The sequence below is a fragment of the Rhodoferax sp. genome, assembly GCF_034519335.1.
Classification (GTDB): Bacteria; Pseudomonadota; Gammaproteobacteria; order Burkholderiales; family Burkholderiaceae_C; genus Allorhodoferax.
In genome coordinates, this window is sequence record NZ_JAXHOL010000035.1 from 160,545 (window position 1) to 176,568 (window position 16,024).

At 58.8% G+C, this 16,024-nt stretch carries 20 protein-coding genes; 11 read left to right on the forward strand and 9 right to left on the reverse strand.

Going from position 1 to position 16,024, the window contains the following annotated elements; genetic code table 11:
• The first annotated feature begins 26 nt into the window (after positions 1–26).
• The 5 genes from U5O12_RS16135 (at position 27) to U5O12_RS16155 (ending at position 3,927) form a co-directional block, all read left to right on the forward strand.
• Positions 27–947: an ABC transporter permease gene (locus U5O12_RS16135; RefSeq protein WP_322579625.1), complete on the forward strand. Its 921-nt coding sequence runs from the start codon at positions 27–29 to the stop codon at positions 945–947.
• A complete protein-coding gene (locus U5O12_RS16140) occupies positions 944–1,825 on the forward strand; it encodes an ABC transporter permease (protein ID WP_322579626.1) in 882 nt (293 codons plus the stop codon). Before U5O12_RS16135 ends, U5O12_RS16140 begins: the two co-directional genes overlap by 4 nt.
• Positions 1,826–1,827: 2 nt before the next feature.
• Positions 1,828–2,541, forward strand: a complete 714-nt coding sequence (locus U5O12_RS16145) for a GntR family transcriptional regulator (RefSeq protein ID WP_322579627.1) — start codon at positions 1,828–1,830, stop codon at positions 2,539–2,541.
• 8 nt (positions 2,542–2,549) lie between these two features.
• A complete protein-coding gene (locus U5O12_RS16150) occupies positions 2,550–3,299 on the forward strand; it encodes an aspartate/glutamate racemase family protein (protein WP_322579628.1) in 750 nt (249 codons plus the stop codon).
• Positions 3,300–3,393: 94 nt separating this feature from the next.
• On the forward strand, positions 3,394–3,927 hold the full coding sequence (locus U5O12_RS16155) for a glycine zipper domain-containing protein (protein WP_322579629.1): 534 nt from the start codon (positions 3,394–3,396) through the stop codon (positions 3,925–3,927).
• A gap of 11 nt (positions 3,928–3,938) precedes the next feature.
• Here the strand turns inward: U5O12_RS16155 and U5O12_RS16160 are convergent, their stop codons facing one another.
• Together U5O12_RS16160 and U5O12_RS16165 are read right to left on the reverse strand one after the other, a co-directional pair.
• Complete coding sequence (locus U5O12_RS16160; protein WP_322579630.1) at positions 3,939–4,829, reverse strand: dienelactone hydrolase family protein; 891 nt, start codon at positions 4,827–4,829, stop codon at positions 3,939–3,941.
• 25 nt (positions 4,830–4,854) lie between these two features.
• Positions 4,855–5,811, reverse strand: coding sequence for a recombination-associated protein RdgC (locus U5O12_RS16165; protein WP_322579631.1), 957 nt, complete (start codon positions 5,809–5,811; stop codon positions 4,855–4,857).
• 149 nt (positions 5,812–5,960) lie between these two features.
• Between U5O12_RS16165 and U5O12_RS16170 the strand changes: the two genes are divergently transcribed.
• Complete coding sequence (locus tag U5O12_RS16170; protein ID WP_322579632.1) at positions 5,961–6,443, forward strand: Spy/CpxP family protein refolding chaperone; 483 nt, start codon at positions 5,961–5,963, stop codon at positions 6,441–6,443.
• A gap of 2 nt (positions 6,444–6,445) precedes the next feature.
• Here U5O12_RS16170 and U5O12_RS16175 read toward each other — a convergent pair whose 3' ends face one another.
• A complete protein-coding gene (locus U5O12_RS16175) occupies positions 6,446–6,811 on the reverse strand; it encodes a glutaredoxin domain-containing protein (RefSeq protein ID WP_322579633.1) in 366 nt (121 codons plus the stop codon).
• A 106-nt stretch (positions 6,812–6,917) separates the two neighbouring features.
• On the opposite strand from U5O12_RS16175, the gene U5O12_RS16180 reads away from it, so the two are divergent.
• Together U5O12_RS16180 and U5O12_RS16185 are read left to right on the forward strand one after the other, a co-directional pair.
• Positions 6,918–7,763: a DUF2189 domain-containing protein gene (locus U5O12_RS16180; protein ID WP_322579634.1), complete on the forward strand. Its 846-nt coding sequence runs from the start codon at positions 6,918–6,920 to the stop codon at positions 7,761–7,763.
• Complete coding sequence (locus U5O12_RS16185; protein WP_201740788.1) at positions 7,763–7,972, forward strand: DUF2788 domain-containing protein; 210 nt, start codon at positions 7,763–7,765, stop codon at positions 7,970–7,972. Before U5O12_RS16180 ends, U5O12_RS16185 begins: the two co-directional genes overlap by 1 nt.
• Positions 7,973–7,979: 7 nt before the next feature.
• Here U5O12_RS16185 and U5O12_RS16190 read toward each other — a convergent pair whose 3' ends face one another.
• From U5O12_RS16190 to U5O12_RS16200, 3 genes are read right to left on the reverse strand one after another with little or no spacing between them, the layout of a single operon-like run.
• Positions 7,980–8,558 carry an NnrU family protein gene (locus U5O12_RS16190; RefSeq protein WP_322579635.1) on the reverse strand — a complete coding sequence of 193 codons (579 nt, stop codon included), beginning with the start codon at positions 8,556–8,558 and terminating at the stop codon, positions 7,980–7,982.
• Between the two features lie 15 nt (positions 8,559–8,573).
• Positions 8,574–10,133 carry a diguanylate cyclase gene (locus tag U5O12_RS16195; protein WP_322579636.1) on the reverse strand — a complete coding sequence of 520 codons (1,560 nt, stop codon included), beginning with the start codon at positions 10,131–10,133 and terminating at the stop codon, positions 8,574–8,576.
• A gap of 13 nt (positions 10,134–10,146) precedes the next feature.
• Entirely contained in the window at positions 10,147–11,094 is a 948-nt protein-coding gene (locus U5O12_RS16200; protein ID WP_322579637.1) for an alpha/beta hydrolase, read from the reverse strand.
• Positions 11,095–11,511: 417 nt separating this feature from the next.
• Here U5O12_RS16200 and minC point away from each other — a divergent pair, with 417 nt between their 5' ends.
• The 3 genes from minC to minE are packed head-to-tail and all read left to right on the forward strand — an operon-like array spanning position 11,512 to position 13,400.
• Positions 11,512–12,279 carry a septum site-determining protein MinC gene (minC, locus tag U5O12_RS16205; RefSeq protein ID WP_322579638.1) on the forward strand — a complete coding sequence of 256 codons (768 nt, stop codon included), beginning with the start codon at positions 11,512–11,514 and terminating at the stop codon, positions 12,277–12,279.
• A 38-nt stretch (positions 12,280–12,317) separates the two neighbouring features.
• On the forward strand, positions 12,318–13,133 hold the full coding sequence (gene minD, locus U5O12_RS16210; protein WP_322579639.1) for a septum site-determining protein MinD: 816 nt from the start codon (positions 12,318–12,320) through the stop codon (positions 13,131–13,133).
• 3 nt (positions 13,134–13,136) lie between these two features.
• Positions 13,137–13,400: a cell division topological specificity factor MinE gene (gene minE, locus U5O12_RS16215; protein WP_322579640.1), complete on the forward strand. Its 264-nt coding sequence runs from the start codon at positions 13,137–13,139 to the stop codon at positions 13,398–13,400.
• A gap of 75 nt (positions 13,401–13,475) precedes the next feature.
• Here the strand turns inward: minE and U5O12_RS16220 are convergent, their stop codons facing one another.
• From U5O12_RS16220 to U5O12_RS16230, 3 genes are all read right to left on the reverse strand, one after another.
• Positions 13,476–14,438 carry a metallophosphoesterase gene (locus U5O12_RS16220; protein ID WP_322579641.1) on the reverse strand — a complete coding sequence of 321 codons (963 nt, stop codon included), beginning with the start codon at positions 14,436–14,438 and terminating at the stop codon, positions 13,476–13,478.
• A 111-nt stretch (positions 14,439–14,549) separates the two neighbouring features.
• Positions 14,550–15,329 carry an NRDE family protein gene (locus U5O12_RS16225; RefSeq protein ID WP_322579642.1) on the reverse strand — a complete coding sequence of 260 codons (780 nt, stop codon included), beginning with the start codon at positions 15,327–15,329 and terminating at the stop codon, positions 14,550–14,552.
• 17 nt (positions 15,330–15,346) lie between these two features.
• Complete coding sequence (locus U5O12_RS16230; RefSeq protein ID WP_322579643.1) at positions 15,347–15,811, reverse strand: Lrp/AsnC family transcriptional regulator; 465 nt, start codon at positions 15,809–15,811, stop codon at positions 15,347–15,349.
• Positions 15,812–16,024: the final 213 nt, after the last annotated feature.

The following is a 16,024-nucleotide window of genomic DNA, read 5'->3' on the forward strand; positions in this document are numbered from 1 at the left end:
CCGCCAGCCAAGGAAGTGAAATCACCATGAGCGCACCTTCAGCACCCTCACTTCCGGCGGCATCTGCGCCCGGCCGCACACTTGCGGCCTGGTGGCAGGCCTTGCCGCTCACCACGGTGTTTGCGCTCTTCTTTTTGATTCCATTGGCGCTGGTGCTGATGGTGAGTTTCTGGGACTACAACCAGTACGAAATGCTGCCCGGGTTCACCTTCAAGAACTATGTGGCCATCTTTGACGGTTGCCTGTCGCGCAATGAGTACGGCGACTTGTGCGTCACCGCCAAAACTTATCTGTCGACCTTCAAGTTCAGCCTGTTGGTGTGGCTGCTCACGCTGGTCATCGGCTTTACGGTGTCGTATTTTTTGGCTTTCCACGTGAGGTCCAGCGGTGTGCAGGTGGTGCTGTTTGTGTTGTGCACCATTCCGTTCTGGACCAGCAACGTGATCCGCATGATTGCCTGGGTGCCACTGCTGGGACGCAACGGTTTGGTCAACGATGCGCTCATGACCATGGGCGTGGTCAAGCAGCCCGTGGAGTGGCTGCTGTTCTCTGACTTCTCGGTGGTCCTGGCCTTTGTGCACCTGTTCACCACCTTCATGATCGTGCCCATCTTCAACAGCATGATGCGCATCGACCGCAGCCTGATCGAGGCCGCCAGCGACAGCGGCGCCACGGCCTGGCAAACGCTGTGGAATGTGATCATTCCGCTGTGCCGCACCGGCATCATCATCGGCTCCATCTTCGTCATCACCATCGTCATGGGTGACTTCGTGACCATCGGTGTGATGGGTGGCCAGCAGATCGCGTCTGTCGGCAAGATCATCCAGGTGCAGACGTCTTACCTGCAGTTCCCGCTGGCCGCGGCCAATGCGGTGGTGTTGCTCAGCATCGTGCTCATGATCATCTGGGCGCTGACCCGCATGGTCGATATCCGCAAAGAACTATGAACACCAAAAATCGCTCCGCAGCCTTTTGGCTCCTGGCCCTGTTCTTCGCGGCCTATGTGCTGTTTCTCTACGGCCCCATGCTGGTCATCGTGGTGCTCAGCTTCCAGGGCCCCGAGGGTGGGCTGACTTTCCCCATGCGCGGCATTTCGTTGCACTGGTTCCACAAATTGGCCGAAGGCCTGGGCGTGGTGGACATTGGCGCAGCACTCTACCGCTCGCTAGGCCTGGGCCTCACGGTCATGGCCTTCACCATTGTGTTCTCGGTACTGGCCGGATTGGCCTTTCGCAAAAAGCTACGTGGTGGGCACATCCTGTTCTTCACCGTGGTGGCCAGCCTCATCATGCCGTCCATCATCGTGTCACTGGGCATTGGCCTGGAGTTTCGGCTGCTCGATACTGGCATCAAGAAAATGCTGGAGACGTTTGGCATGGAGGGTGTGCTGGAAAACTACGGCACCGCCCTGGGGATCTACACCTCGGCCTTGGGCGCGCACCTGACTTGGACACTCCCGTTCGGCCTGCTCATCATGTTTGCCATCTTCAAGCGCTTTAACCCCGCCTATGAAGAAGCTGCACGCGACTTGGGTGCTACGCCGTGGCAAGGCTTTCGCCACGTGGTGCTGCCGCTGATTGCACCCTCGGTCGTCGGCATTGGAATGTTTGGCTTCACCCTGAGCTGGGACGAGATTGCCCGCACCTCGCAGGCTATTGGCGATGTAAACACGCTGCCGCTGGAACTGCAGGGCCTCACGACCACCGTCACCACACCCTCCATCTACGCCTTGGGCACCGTAACCATGGTGGTATCGTTTCTGGTGATGGGACTGGCGGTGGGCTTGTCCAAACTACTGGCCAAGAAGCCAGCCAATCGGCGGTAAGCATGAGTGACTTTGTCGCACTGACAGAAAACGAGATTTACGAGCGCATGGTGGCCACCATCCTGGACCACCGCCTTCCACCGGGCACCAAGCTCATCGAAGAAAAGTTGGCCAGCGCCTTCGGGGTGTCGCGCACCCGCATCCGGCCTGTGTTGGTGCGCTTGGCCAACGAACAGATCGTGACGCTGACACCCAACCGCGGTGCCATGGTGGCCCAGCCCACCGAGAAAGAGGCGCGGGAGGTATTCGAGGTGCGCCGCATGATCGAGCCCACGCTCATCGAGTGTTTTATTGCCAGCGCCACTACCGACGACATTGCCGCACTCACGCAGTGCATCAACGACGAAGAGGCCGCGCGCGCGGCAGGGGACATGCGCCGTGCCATCCGCCTTTCGGGCGACTTTCACCTGCATATTGCCAATGCCTCCGACCACCAGACGCTGGGGCGCATTCTGCGCGAACTGGTGTCGCGCACCTCGCTGATTTTGATGACCTACAGCGATAACCATTTGCAGGCCCGGGCAGAGGCCACCTCGTGCGGCTGCCAGGAGCACCGTGCGTTGCTGGATGCCATCCGCCTGCGCGACGCACGCGAGGCCGCGCGCCTGATGCGGGAGCATTTGGCACAGCTTGAAGCCCAGCTGCGCTTCACCGCAGCCGAAGAAACCGCGCCAGATCTTGCCTCCCTGTTTGGCAACACCCCGACCAGCCATTGACACCACGCATGCGCCATTTGCTGGTCATCAATCCCAACACCTCGGTGCATGTGAGTGCGCTGCTGCAATCACATGCGCAGGCTACGGCCGGTCCGCAGGTGGCGGTACGCACCGTGACTGCACGGTTTGGTGCTCCCTACATTGCGTGTGAGGCCAGCTACGCCGTCGCTGCGCATGCTTTGCTGGATCGGTGGGCCAGTGCACTGCAGGATGGGACGCCAATGCCTGACGCTGTGTTGATTGGATGTTTTGGTGACCCCGGGCTGCTGGCCTTGCGCCAGGGCAGCCAGGCGCCGGTAATGGGTCTGGCAGAGGCTTCGTTCCTTGAAGCCTCCCAACATGGTCCATTCGCCATCGTGACCGGGGGAGAGCGTTGGAAACCCATGCTGGAGCGACTTGCCTACACGCTGGGCCATGCACCAGCACTGGCCGGCATCCACACCGTGGTGCCCAGTGGGGCAGAGCTGGCCAGCAACCCTGAGGCGGCCATTGGCCTGCTGGCCCAAGCCTGCCGCGAAGCGGCCGAGCGCTGGCAAGTGGGCGCTGTGGTGCTGGGCGGTGCCGGGCTGGCAGGCATGGCCGCAGCGGTGCAGGCGCATGTACCCGTACCCGTGATTGACAGTGTGCAAGCGGGCACGCGCCAGGCCCTGACGCAACCCACTACTGGCTTGTCCCGCAATGGCTTTGCCATCGCTTGGGAAGGGGTGGGTGAAGCGCTTGCTGCCCTGGGCGAACGTAAGCAGTTGCTGCAGGTGTAAAGCCTTGTAAGGGGGGTCATCCCGCGCCGTGGGCTGGCGTTGTGGGTGCATAAACCGCCACGTTTGGCGGTACGGGCTGCGGCCCCTTGATCGCATGACTATTTACACCGTTTCTGCAAAAACCTTGCGCATCTCGCTGGCCGCCCTGGGCCTGCTGGCCCTGGCACACACTGCCCAAGCGAACGACTGGACACCGCTGCTGGGCAGGGGAGCTGGTGCGGCAGCCGGTGCAGCCATCGGCCAGAGCATGGGTGGCAAACAAGGCGCAGTGGTGGGTGGTGCCTTGGGCGGCGCAGCGGGTGCTGCAGTCAGCACCCGTGGTTCTGGCCAAACAGGTGCAGTGATTGGCAGCGCCGTAGGCGGTGCCGCGGGTGCGGCCGTGGGTCACTCGGTGGGAGGACGCACCGGCGCTGTGGTGGGTGCAGGTGTGGGTAGTGCTGCAGGCGCTGGTGTAGGCCGCACTGTGACCCAACAACACGCGCAGTCAAGGGCCTATGGACCCGACCCTTACTACCACCGTGCAGGCTATCGCGGCGATGACCACCGCCACGGCTTCAAACCCCACAAGGGCAAAGGCCACGGCCACCACCACGATCGCGGCCGTGGGCATGACCGCTACGACGACTAAGTAAGTCCAGCCTATCCGCGCAAGGTCTGGGCAAAAAAGGCCAGTGTGCGTTCCCAGGCCAATTTGGCCGCGGCAGCATCAAAGCGCGGTGTGGTGTCGTTGTTGAAGCCGTGTTGGGTGCCCGGGTACAGGTGGGCTGTGTAGCGGGCACCAGCAGCCTTCAGCGCCACTTCGTAGGCGGGCCAGGCAGCGTTGATGCGTTCGTCCACGGCAGCAAAGTGGATGAGCAGCGGCGCCTTGACTTTGGCTGCCTCTTCAGGCGCCGGATGGTTGCCGTAGAAGGGCACTGCCGCCGCCAAATTGGACAGGCGAGTGGATAAGAAGTGGACCATGCCACCCCCATAACAAAAGCCTACGGTTCCGAGCCTGCCGTTGCCTTGTGGCAGGGTTTGCAGCCAGCCTGCAGCGGCCACAAAGTCTTCGCGGGTCTTGGTCTGGTCCAGCTGGGCAAACAGGGTTCGGGCCTTGTCTTCATCACCAGGATAACCACCCAGGGGCGTGAGGGCATCAGGGGCCAACACCAGGTAGCCTTCCAGCGCCAAGCGGCGCGCAATGTCCTCGATGTGGGGATTCAGGCCGCGGTTTTCGTGCACCACCAGAATGCTTGGCAGTTTGCCGTCAATTTTGGCGGGCTGGGCCACATACGCCTTGATGCTGCCGTAACCGGCGGGGGAGGGAATATCCACCATGCGGGTGCTGATGCGCGCATCGTCTTTGGGCACCACCTGGCCCATGGCGAAGTTGGGGCTCAGGGCTGCCAACAAACCCACTGCTGTGGCACCACCCACTGCAAATTTTTGGGCCTTCTCCAGAAAGCCGCGCCGGTCCACCAGACCGTGCACATAGGCATCAAACAGGATCAGAAGCTCTTGGTCGAAGTCTTGTGCAGTCTTGCGTGGCATGGAGAGCCTCCAAAAAACTGGCAGCTTAGCCCGTCACGCCCGCATGTGTATTAACAGGGCTGGGTGCAGGGTTTTCGCCCAGAGCCACCTCACCCCCCAAAGCTTCCAGCAAATCCGGGATCAGCTGCACCAACTCGCCCGTGGCAATCGCTACATCGGCATCAAAGTTGTCGTCCTTGCCATCACCAGCCGCTTTGGAAGCCTCTTCAAACACCGTGTCCAGAAACGCAATTTTTTTGATCTGCAGCGCTTCAGTCAGCACAAACGACACGCGCTCGTTCCAGGTCATGGCCAAGCGGGTGGGCATCTTGCCAAGCGCGATGTGTTGTGCCACTTCATCGGTGTCCAGCGCATGGCGGGTGTAGCGCACCACCGCCTTGGACTCATCGGCCGCCTTGAGCTCACACTCCCGGTCCACGCTGAAATCGGGGGGTGCCTCTTGCGTGCCCAACCAGCTGGCCATGGCGGCCGCCGGAGACACCTGGGTGTTGATGAGTTGCACGGCCAAGCCGTCCACCGCCTTGATGAGCGCCGTCATCACCTCATCGGCCTTGCCCTGGCTGCCAGCATCGAGCACCAAGCGCCCAGCGGTGGGGTCTATCCACACCAGCACGCTGGACTGCTTGGTAAAGGCCATCGGCAACAGGGCCAAGCGCGCATCGTCACGGATTTCACGCGCCTCTTTCTTGCCGGGTTTGCGGCCGGTGGTGGCCTCGATGTGCTGCAGCTGCTCTTGCACCTTGCGTTTGACCACCGAGCCCGGCACGCTTTTGACCTCGATCATCAACTTGAGCAGCCACTGGCCACCGATGATTTCCACCAGCGGGCCATGGGCCTGGCCGCGCGGTTCGGCCCAGCCCACCGATTTTTCTTGGCTGGCGCCACATTCCACAAAACGGGCGCCGTCCAGCGCCTCTTCCAATTGCGCCTGGGTCGCGGTCCAGCCCGACACCAAGCGGTACACCATCATGTTTTTGAACACGTTTACCCTTTTCTTTCAGAACCGGGCATTGTGATGCAACTTTACACAGTCTTCTCCCAACGCAATCGTCCGCGTTACATGCCCACCGCACACTTGCCTTCAACCTGATGGCGATATCCGCTACGGGTTCTAGACCTAAGGAGCTCCCCATGAAGACACATTTCAAAACCCTGATCATTGCTTCCGTGCTGGCTGGTGCCGGTGTTTCCGCCTTTGCCTACAAAGATGATGGCGCCATGATGGACGGCAAACCACGCGCTGAACACCGCCGCATGGACCCGGCCAAGATGGAAGAAATGCACGCCAAGCGCAGTGCTGACCTGAAAGCGAAGCTGAAGATCACGGCGGCCCAGGAAGGCGCCTGGACCACATTCACCACCGCCATGAAACCGCCGGCCCGTGATGCAAAGCAACGCCCTGACCGAGCCGAGCTGGAAAAACTGAACACCCCGGAACGTCTGGACAAAATGCGTGCCCTGCGCACGCAGCACATGAGTGATATGCAGACGGCTATGGCCAAGCGTGACGACGCTACCAAGGCGCTGTATGCGACGCTGAGCCCTGAGCAGAAAAAGGTGTTTGACGCCGAGCACAGCCGCAAGGGCGGCCAACGCGGCGGTAAGCACCACTAAGCTCAGGCCAATAAGGCCTTAAGTTCACCGCTGGCAATCAGGGCCTGCACATCACTGGCGCCGCCTACCAGGGTGCCTTTGACAAACACCATGGGAAATGTGGGCCAGCCGGTCCACATTTTCAAAGCATTGCGGCGACGCCATTCGTTGAAGTAATTGCCGTATTCAAGGTAGGTGTAAGGCACCCGCGCCGCGTCCAACGCGGCGCGCGCTTTTTTGGGCATGGGGTTCAAGCCCATGCCCACCACCACCACGGCATTGCGCGCCACGGCCGCTTGCACCTCTTGCACGATGTCGGCATGGTGGGTCGCAATGCGCGCACGCACAGCAGGATGGATGCGGGATTCGTCGAGTACGGGACGGGGCATGGGGTCTCCTGGGCGTTGGCGCAGAATTATTGGGTCAGTACAGGTGCTTGATGGATATCAATATCTGCGCCATGCTAGCCACCTACACTGAGACCCCATCTACCGCATGCCTTCTTCCGCTTTCACCCCCCCCCTTGTTCGCACCATAGGCTTGATGCGCCCCATGGCATGGCTGGCGCTGGCCTGGCGTGACATGGCGCGTGCTGGTTGGTCCAGCTTTGCCCATGGGATTGCGCTGGCGGTATTTGGCGCAGGCATTGTGGCAGTGGCACACCACCGGTTCTGGTTGTTGGCGGGTGCCTTGTCAGGGTTTTTGGTGGTGGCACCGGTGCTCGCCACCAGCCTCTACGCCCTGAGCCGGGCGCTGGAGCGCAAGGAAACTGCGGACTGGGGCGTGGTCTTCAAGACTTGGCTGAACTGGCAAAACAGCCATTTCAACAAGTGGGGCAACGACTATTGGTGCATGGTGCAGTTTGGTGCCTTACTGGCTTTGGCGGCTACGGGCTGGGTCCTGACCTCGGCGGCCCTGATCACCCTGTTGGCACCTGTGCCCATCAATACACCGCTGGAGTTTGTGCACCACGTCATCTTGGCGAAGGATGGTTGGCTGTTTGAACTCTGGCTGGCACTGGGTGGTGTGATGGCAGCCCCCATGTTTGCCTCCAGCGTCGTCTCCATGCCCTTGTTGCTGGACCGTCGTACTACCTTGCTGCAGGCGGTATTGACCAGCTGGCGCACGGTGCTGGCCAACCCGGTGCCCATGGCGTTCTGGGCGGCGTTGATCATGGGTTTTACGCTGCTGGGTTTAGGCTCGTTGTTGTTGGGTCTGATCCCCGTGATTCCCATGCTGGGCCATGCCAGCTGGCATGCCTACCGTGACTTGGTGGATGCCTCGGCACTGCCAGCACGTGAAGCCTATTCCGAGCCCTACATCCCACAGGGCCAACGCTAATGTTCGGGTTCTCTGAAGAGCAAATTGCCGGCTTTGGCCTGAGCTTCGGCGTGGGCGGCTTCATGCTCTACATGCTGTTCATCATTGGGCAACTGGCCTGGGAATCAAAAGCCGGGAAGTTCGGCACCTTTGTGCTGTTTTTGGGCCTGGCCTTTGGCATGGTGGGCTTTGCCGCCAAGTTTGTCATCCAGTGGTTACTGACTCCCTGAATGCGCCTCAGCCGAGCGGACGGATGCCGATCAGCACACCGTGCAAATAGAAGGCGAACAATGCCCAGCCCACAACACCCACAACAACTGTAGCGACAGTCCCGGGTAACGCGCCTGCCGCATACACGGTCCCCTGCGCCCGGTCACGCCGGCGCGACGCAACAAAACACAGCACCGCCCACACCAGAAAGCTGCCGAACAATAGGAGGTGTGCCACGGTTCCGGTAGCCAGCAAATGGGCCAATGCCCAGGTTTTGACGGACAACACCATCGGGTGGTGCACACGTGCCTTGATGGCGTTGCCTGGTACATACGCAGCGGCCAGAAAAACGAACGCTGGCAGTGTAAGCAAAGCAGCCAGATGGCGCATGCCGGTGGGCGGCGTCCACAGCACGGCGGGGGTTTCCCGCGCAAGCCCAAAGCCCCAAACGATCAGCCCAAAACCCAGCAAAGAAAGCACGGAATAGACACCCTTGTAGGTGTTCTCTCCCCACACGGTGCGCAGGCGTGTGCGGGTGGTCTCCGCCACGATGCGGATGGAATGTAGGCCCAGAAAAATGAGCAGGCCGGCAAGCAGATACACCATGGTTATGTCTCCCGGTCAGGCGCCCAGCACCCTGTTTTTGCCAGCGCGTTTGGCGAGGTACATGGCCTGATCGGCACGTTTGATGGCGTCGGCAGGCTCTTCGTTGGTCACGAGCTGGGCGACCCCGGCGCTGAAGGTGATCAACACCTTCTCGGTACCGGCAAGAAAGAATTTTTTGGTTAATTCCCGCTGCAAGCGGGTCATGGCATCTATGCCTTTGTCCAATGGGGTATCTGGCAACAGAATGACAAATTCTTCACCGCCGTAACGCGCCAAGGTGTCTTGTGGCCGCATGCATTCGCGTGCCACCTTTGCAAGATGGGTCAGTGCCACGTCACCCGTAGCGTGGCCCATCGTGTCGTTTAGCTTTTTAAAGTTGTCGATATCCAGCAAGGCCACGCTGAGGGGTGCATCTTTGCGCCGCACATTCGAGACTTCGCGGTTCAGCGCTTCGTCCAGTCCTTTGCGGTTCAGGGCACCCGTCAATGGATCATGGCGAGCCTGTGCGCTCACACGGTCCAATTCCTGGTGCAACTTGGCAAGCTGCGCATCGGTCTCTGTAGCGCGCTCTCGCATGTTTTGCATTTGCTCTCGGGATACTTGACTTTCTTGCGCCATCGCGCGGGTGGTACCCACGACATCCTTGAGCACAGGCGCAATCTCGGCAATCGACTTGGCCTGTTCAATCAGCTTCGCACTTTCTTCCAGCTTTTGCTGGAAATTGCCGGTGGATTGCGTCATTTGTGAAAGACGTTCCACAAAAGTGGCCAGCATGCTACGCATCTCATTTTGCGCTTGAAGGGTTTTTTGTTTGGCGTCCTTTTGTTTGAAGATGACGTCCTTGAGGCGGCGTTCAACATCATCCAGGCGACGCAAGGTCAAGGGTGGCGTGGACGCTTCCATCAGCGCATCCATCTGGCCCTTGAGCCACTGTTCTTCGAGGCTCAACTCGCCAATATTTTCAAACACCAGATGCAGCAGTTTCAGCAGGGTGGTGCGAACCTCGGCCTGATCCTCTGCTGCAAACGACAAACGGTGGCTGTAGTTCACCAACATGAGTTTGGCGGTGGCCACATCCGTGCCCGGTTGACGCAAGGCCTTTACCAAGGTGTCTGTCTGCTCGTTGAAGCGGACGTCGTCATTGCCCAAAGCAGGTTGTGCGTACTCGATAAGCTTGCCAATCTGTGCCAAAAACTCGGCGGTGAGTGCTGCGGGCTGTGCCACAGAAGCTGCAGGTTCGGCAGCAAAGCCGCCAGTGCTGGTGGCAGCGCCGTTGTCTGGCACGTTGATTGGTGTGAAACCACCATAGGCCACCAGCGCAGATTTGACACCATCCCAGCTCAGCCTATCAATCGAATAATCCAACAAACCCTTCTGCTTTTGTTGGCCCGGTGTTTTGGCAGGCAGCGACTGGGAAATATCGCGCAAGATGTCTGCCGGGAAATGCGGCACATGGGGTATGCCCGCAATCTCGTTGTAAATGGAAAGGTAATTGGCCGGGGTAGGGACCAGCTTGCGCGCGGTGAGTTGCTTGAGCGTTTCGCGGGCGATTTCAAATGGTTTTTTGTCAGCCATGGCAACACAGGTTCTAAACGATGTTCAGGAAAGCACGCACGGCATCCACCGTGCGCTGGGGGTCCTCTTCATGGGGCACATGCCCCAAGTCATCAAAAACAAGCAGGCGCGCATTGGGGATGTCCCGCACAAACTTCTGGGCATTGTCCAGTGGAATCAACCTGTCTTGTGCACCCCAGATCACCAAGCTAGGTATTTTGAGGGTTTTGAGTGCCTCTGTCTCGCCAAACAGGCCCTGCTGAAAACGATGCGCTAAGGCAGCGCGGTTGCCCGTACGCAAGGTTAGCTCGTAATAGCGGTCTACCAACTCAGGTGTCACTTTAGAGGGATCCCCATAGACATTGCGCAAGCTGCTCTGAATCACCCCGCGCGGCAGCACATACTCCATCAGCTTGCGCACACCGGGCAGACGAGCCATCTGAAACCCAATGGGTACCGATTGCGATGCCAGGGGGTAACCCGCGGAGTCCACCAGAATGAGTTGGCTCACCCGTTGGGGATGGGCCAGCGCAGTGGCCCAGGCAATATGCCCACCCAAAGAGTTCCCCGCCAATACAAACCTTTCAACACCCAGGGCATCCAGAACCTGGGTGACAAATTGCACATACGCTTCAATGGAATAGTTGTTGGCCGGATGGGGTCCGGTCAATCCGAAAGCTGGCAGATCAAAACGGATGACACGGCGGCGGGTCTTCAAATCGGTGGCCCAACCATCCCATGTGTGCAAACTTGCCGATGTTCCATGGAGCAGTACGATGGGATTGGCGTCGTCACGTGGCCCTTCATCGCGCAAATGGACACGCATTCCACCCACATCCAACCAGGTAGACGGCTTTTGGGCCCAGCGTTCAGAAAGTCGTTCCACCGTCCGGTCTGGTGCCCAGGTTGCAATCACTCCGGCTACCAAAAACACGACGCTGGTCACCACCAACACCAACAGAAGACGCAAAAGGTATTTCATAGGGCGTGAATGTACTCTTTCAGTGCGGCGGCGGCGATTGCTAATAACCCTGTGCATAATTTTCTAACAAGCAGCAAGTTATCCACAGTTTTTTTCAAAGAGCCCAAGTTATCCCCGATGGGGTAGCAAAAACAAAGCACAGTCACCCACATGGGTTCATACAAGGTAAGTACTTGATTTTTAACAAAAAAAACTCCTTGTCCACACAAAATGCCTTTGCTTACCTACTACTACTATCTTTAAATAATGAATTTAGTTAAATAGCAGCGAACATCTTCAGACGGAAAGTGCACCCAATTTTTCATCTGAAAAAATGTTGTGAACATCTGCAAAATGAGGACACCAAACTGCCAGAACGACCTTGTCAATCAAGTAAGATTTGCCAGCTTCCGATTACTCCTCCGCAAAAACGCCTACATGCCAGCCCCTTCTGCAGGTTCAGCCCCCATTTCCAAGCCTGTGGGCTTTGAAATCAAAAGTGCCCAGTTGCCGCTGGTGGCTCTGCTCCTGAAGTCGGAAAATTGGAGCACCGTGTGTGCTGAATTGCAGCAGCAGTACGGGCAGGGGAGTGAAAGTGCTGATTTTTTCGACAACGACCCTTTGGTCATTGATTTTTCCCATTTGCCAGCCGATGCGGCAGTGCAAGACTTGGTCCCGCTGCTCAAGGTATTGCGGTCTTGCAACCTGATTCCGGTGGCGGTACGGGGTGCCAGCCCCGAATGGACTGCAGCGGCCTTGGCCGTGGGTTTGGTGGAGGCACCCCCAGAGGTGGTGCGGGTCAAGCAGGCAGAAGCGGTGGTGCCAGTACCCGTGAAAGAAGTGGTGCGCGAAGTGCCAGGCCCGGCCACCATGGTGGTTGACAAGCCTTTGCGCTCCGGCCAAAAGGTCTATGCCCGTGGCGGCGATCTGGTGGTATTGGCCATGGTGAACCAAGGTGCCGAGATTGCAGCCGATGGCAATATCCACGTCTATGCGCCCCTGCGTGGCAAGGCCATGGCGGGTGCACGAGGCAATACCCAGGCGCGAATTTTTTCGCTGTGCCTGGAACCCGAGTTGGTGTCTATTGCAGGTGTGTACCGCACCAGCGAAAACGCATTTCCCAGAGAGGTGCATGGCAAAGCTGCGCAGGTGCGTTTGAGCGACGATGGACAAGAAAAACTGCTCATAGAGCCGCTGAAGGCCTGAGTCCGTTTCCATTTTTTAATTCGAAAGACTTTTCACCCATGGCAAAAATCGTTGTAGTGACCTCCGGTAAAGGCGGTGTGGGAAAAACCACGACCAGCGCCAGTTTTGCAACTGGCTTGGCCCTGCGAGGTCACAAAACTGCCGTCATTGACTTTGACGTGGGCCTGCGTAACCTGGACCTGATCATGGGTTGTGAACGCCGGGTGGTGTACGACCTGATCAATGTGATTCAGGGCGAAGCCAACCTGAACCAGGCCCTTATCAAAGACAAGCAATGCGACAACCTGTTTGTGCTGGCTGCGTCCCAAACACGCGACAAGGATGCACTGACGCAAGAAGGCGTGGAAAAAGTGCTGAGCGATTTGTCCGCCATGGACTTTGAGTTCATTGTGTGTGATTCACCTGCCGGTATTGAAACCGGTGCCCTCATGGCCATGCACTTTGCCGATGAAGCGTTGGTGGTGACCAATCCTGAAGTCTCCAGCGTGCGCGACTCGGACCGCATTTTGGGCATGCTGGCCAGTAAAACCAAACGTGCCATGACGGGTGCAGACCCCATCAAGGAACACCTGCTGATCACGCGTTACAACCCCGCTCGCGTGGACCAGGGCCAGATGCTGTCGCTGGATGACATTCAGGACATCCTGCGCATCAAACTGATTGGGGTGATTCCCGAGAGCGAATCGGTGTTGCAAGCCTCCAACCAGGGCGTGCCTGCGGTGCACATGCAGGGTAGCGACGTGTCCGAGGCATACAAGGACGTGATTGACCGCTTCTTGGGCACTGACAAACCCATGCGTTTTACCGAAGCGCCCAAACAAGGCCTGCTCAAGCGCCTGTTCGGAGGGAAATAAGCCATGGCTTCCCTTCTGTCCTTTTTCCTTGGTGAGAAGAAAACTACGGCCAGCGTTGCCAAAGAACGCTTGTCCATTCTTTTGGCCCACGAACGCTCGGGGCGCAATGCCCTGCAGCCCGACAAACTGATGGAACTGCAGCGTGAGCTGGTAGCGGTGATCAGCAAATACGTCAAGATCAATCCATCTGACATCAAGGTCATCCAAGGTCGTCAGGACAATCTGGAAACTTTGGAAGTCAAGATCGAGTTGCCAGAAGGCCGTTGAGCGGCATTGGTAGCTATCGTATTTGTAGCTGCCCGCGCAATATCCATAAGGGCTAGACGCTAAATTGGCTTGCAGTTATGCCCGTGTGAGGCGCAACAGCGTGATTTCAGAAGGCGCACCAAAACGCTTGGGCGGACCCCAGTAGCCTGTGCCCCGGCTGGTGTACACCCACAGGGCACCCAGCTTGTGCAAGCCCGCGGTAAACGGTTGCTGAAAGCGCACAAAGTAACCCCAGGGCCAGAACTGGCCGCCGTGCGTGTGGCCCGATAGCTGTAAATCAAACCCTGCTTGTTCCGCCGCTGCCGCACTGCGCGGCTGGTGGGCCAGCAGCAGCTTGAAGAGAGCCCCGTCTGGCGCCCGTGCCATGGCGGCATGCGGGTCGCTGCGGTGATTTTCATCAAAGTGGTGCGCCGTGTAGTCCGTCACACCAGCTACCACCACCATGGCGCGCTCTGGGTCTTGCGTGCCATTGCCATGGTGAACCACCACGTGCTCGTTCATCAGTACTTGCACACCGAGTGCGCGTAGCGCATCAATCCAGCTGTGGGCGCCCGAGTAGTACTCGTGGTTGCCTGTCACAAAGAAGGTGCCATGGGTCGATTGCAGGGTGGCCAGAGGTGCAATGTGTGAGCCCAGTTCTTTCACGCTGCCATCCACCAAGTCACCGGTAATGGCCACCATGTCTGCACCCAGGCTGTTCACCCGGTTCACGATGCGTTGCAAGTAGTGTGTTTTGATGGTGGGGCCGACATGGATGTCGCTGATTTGCGCCATGGTGAAGCCTTGCAAGGCTGCTGGCAAGTTGGTGATGGGTACGTCCACCCGCACCACCGCCGCGGTGCGGCGGGCGTTCCAGAAACCCAGCATAGTCATAAGCAATGCGAGCAAAGCCACGGCCTGGGCACTGGTGCCGCGCAGCACCACCCGATCCAGCGTCACTCCCAAAGCCTGTACAGACCATGCACCCAGCAGCAGCACGTCACGCAACAGCGTGAGCACCAGCAACGAGGAAAATAGGCCATGCAAGAAGCCCATCATACAGGGGTATCGGGGCACCCCCCCCCCAACAAAAAAAAAAAAAAAACAAAGAAAAAAAAGAAGGAGGCGGCAGAGTGGAAAGGCTAATAGATGGTGCGCAAATTACCGGGTTCAAGTGCTGAGCTTGCTTGATCCTTTACCCTCACGCAGGGTCAGGGTGCTGTGGCCTGTAGTGCCGTGGGCATCAAAGCGTAGCTCGCTGAAGCGAGTGTCGGCAGTTGTGACCCGCACCACACTGCAAGCCCGTGTGCCATAGCTGGGTGTGGTGATAAACACTGCGGAGAGTGCACGTTCCAGTTCCAGCGGTACGCCGGTCTGGGGCAGTTCCGTATCGGCCGCCAGTGTGGCCGATTGCAGCAGGTCCCAGAGGTGTTCGTCATCTATTTCGCCGCGTTCTACACAAGCCGCCAGACCACTGCTGAGCAGGCGCAGCTTGGGCCAGGGGATGTGAAAGTCGGCATTCGATACCGCGCCTATGCCGGGCTGCAGCGTTACGATGCGGGCGCCGCGGCTTTCCAGGCCCAGCAGGGTGTGGCCGTCAAACACCAGCAGGTTGAAGGGGTTGTAGGTGCTGGCATCGGGCTGCAGCCTACGCAGGTAGGCAGCCGCATCCAGCGGGCTTTGCAGAAAGTCAGTGACCAGCTGACCGCGTGATGGTGCATCTTTGCGGGCTGGCACGCTGCTGCGGTAGTTGGTCAGCGCGGCCAGTCGCCCGCCGCAGCCCACACCCAGCCAGGTACCACCGGCCTGTATATCGCGCCCCGCAAGAATGGGCGCGTCGGGCCAACGGTGCAAAGGCTCGGCAGGGCGAGCGTGAAACTCGTCACGGTTGCTGATCAGCAGCAGAGGTGTTTCACTGCCAGGCTGCCAATTCCAGGCGATCAGGCACATGGGGTGTGTGCCGACGCTCAGGCAACTGGCAGAGCGGTCCGGTCGACCACGCGGCGTAATACAAAGCTGCTGTGTACGCCAGTGACGCCTTCAATACGCGTCAATTTGTTGAGCAGCAAGGCTTGGTAGTGGTCCATGTCACGCACGGCGACCTTGATTTGGTAATCCGCGTCCTGCCCGGTGATGAGCAGGCATTCCAGTACCTCGGGCAGCACGCTTACGCTGGCTTCAAAGTTGGCAAAACGTTCGGGGGTGTGGCGGTCCATGGAAATGTGGACGATGGCCATGAGCGCCAGACCCAGTTTTTTGGCGTCCAGCAGCGCGCGGTAGCCTACAACGAGACCTGATTCCTCCAGCGCGCGCACCCGGCGCAGACAGGGTGACGGGGAAAGGCCGATGCGGTCTGCAAGGTCCTGGTTATTGATGCGGCCATCGGTTTGCAGGATTTCCAGAATTTGCTGATCGTAGCGGTCGAGTTTCATATGTATGCCTCGTAGTTCGATGATTGAGGCAGAGTATGCCAAAAATAATGGCTTACTACGCAATAACGCAATCGTCTGCCGAGGCCTGCGGCCTACACTGGAGTCCTCTGTTACCCACAGCCCCGCAGCGACCCGGGTCTACCAACCCCACGCCGCGCACACCGCCTCACAAGGGCGGTTTCAGCAAGCAAAAAGCCCCTGACCTACCAAGGT

Excerpts from the sequence above, each read along its gene's own strand:
- U5O12_RS16175 (WP_322579633.1), bottom strand. The coding sequence starts at position 6,811 with ATGCCCCGTCCCGTACTCGACGAATCCCGCATCCATCCTGCTGTGCGT.
- minC (WP_322579638.1), top strand. The coding sequence starts at position 11,512 with ATGCCAGCCCCTTCTGCAGGTTCAGCCCCCATTTCCAAGCCTGTGGGC.
- U5O12_RS16190 (WP_322579635.1), bottom strand. The coding sequence starts at position 8,558 with ATGGTGTATCTGCTTGCCGGCCTGCTCATTTTTCTGGGCCTACATTCC.
- U5O12_RS16155 (WP_322579629.1), top strand. The coding sequence starts at position 3,394 with ATGACTATTTACACCGTTTCTGCAAAAACCTTGCGCATCTCGCTGGCC.
- U5O12_RS16200 (WP_322579637.1), bottom strand. The coding sequence starts at position 11,094 with ATGAAATACCTTTTGCGTCTTCTGTTGGTGTTGGTGGTGACCAGCGTC.
- U5O12_RS16180 (WP_322579634.1), top strand. The coding sequence starts at position 6,918 with ATGCCTTCTTCCGCTTTCACCCCCCCCCTTGTTCGCACCATAGGCTTG.
- U5O12_RS16140 (WP_322579626.1), top strand. The coding sequence starts at position 944 with ATGAACACCAAAAATCGCTCCGCAGCCTTTTGGCTCCTGGCCCTGTTC.
- U5O12_RS16195 (WP_322579636.1), bottom strand. The coding sequence starts at position 10,133 with ATGGCTGACAAAAAACCATTTGAAATCGCCCGCGAAACGCTCAAGCAA.
- U5O12_RS16160 (WP_322579630.1), bottom strand. The coding sequence starts at position 4,829 with ATGCCACGCAAGACTGCACAAGACTTCGACCAAGAGCTTCTGATCCTG.
- U5O12_RS16220 (WP_322579641.1), bottom strand. The coding sequence starts at position 14,438 with ATGATGGGCTTCTTGCATGGCCTATTTTCCTCGTTGCTGGTGCTCACG.
- U5O12_RS16170 (WP_322579632.1), top strand. The coding sequence starts at position 5,961 with ATGAAGACACATTTCAAAACCCTGATCATTGCTTCCGTGCTGGCTGGT.
- U5O12_RS16185 (WP_201740788.1), top strand. The coding sequence starts at position 7,763 with ATGTTCGGGTTCTCTGAAGAGCAAATTGCCGGCTTTGGCCTGAGCTTC.
- U5O12_RS16150 (WP_322579628.1), top strand. The coding sequence starts at position 2,550 with ATGCGCCATTTGCTGGTCATCAATCCCAACACCTCGGTGCATGTGAGT.
- U5O12_RS16145 (WP_322579627.1), top strand. The coding sequence starts at position 1,828 with ATGAGTGACTTTGTCGCACTGACAGAAAACGAGATTTACGAGCGCATG.
- minD (WP_322579639.1), top strand. The coding sequence starts at position 12,318 with ATGGCAAAAATCGTTGTAGTGACCTCCGGTAAAGGCGGTGTGGGAAAA.
- U5O12_RS16230 (WP_322579643.1), bottom strand. The coding sequence starts at position 15,811 with ATGAAACTCGACCGCTACGATCAGCAAATTCTGGAAATCCTGCAAACC.
- U5O12_RS16225 (WP_322579642.1), bottom strand. The coding sequence starts at position 15,329 with ATGTGCCTGATCGCCTGGAATTGGCAGCCTGGCAGTGAAACACCTCTG.
- minE (WP_322579640.1), top strand. The coding sequence starts at position 13,137 with ATGGCTTCCCTTCTGTCCTTTTTCCTTGGTGAGAAGAAAACTACGGCC.
- U5O12_RS16135 (WP_322579625.1), top strand. The coding sequence starts at position 27 with ATGAGCGCACCTTCAGCACCCTCACTTCCGGCGGCATCTGCGCCCGGC.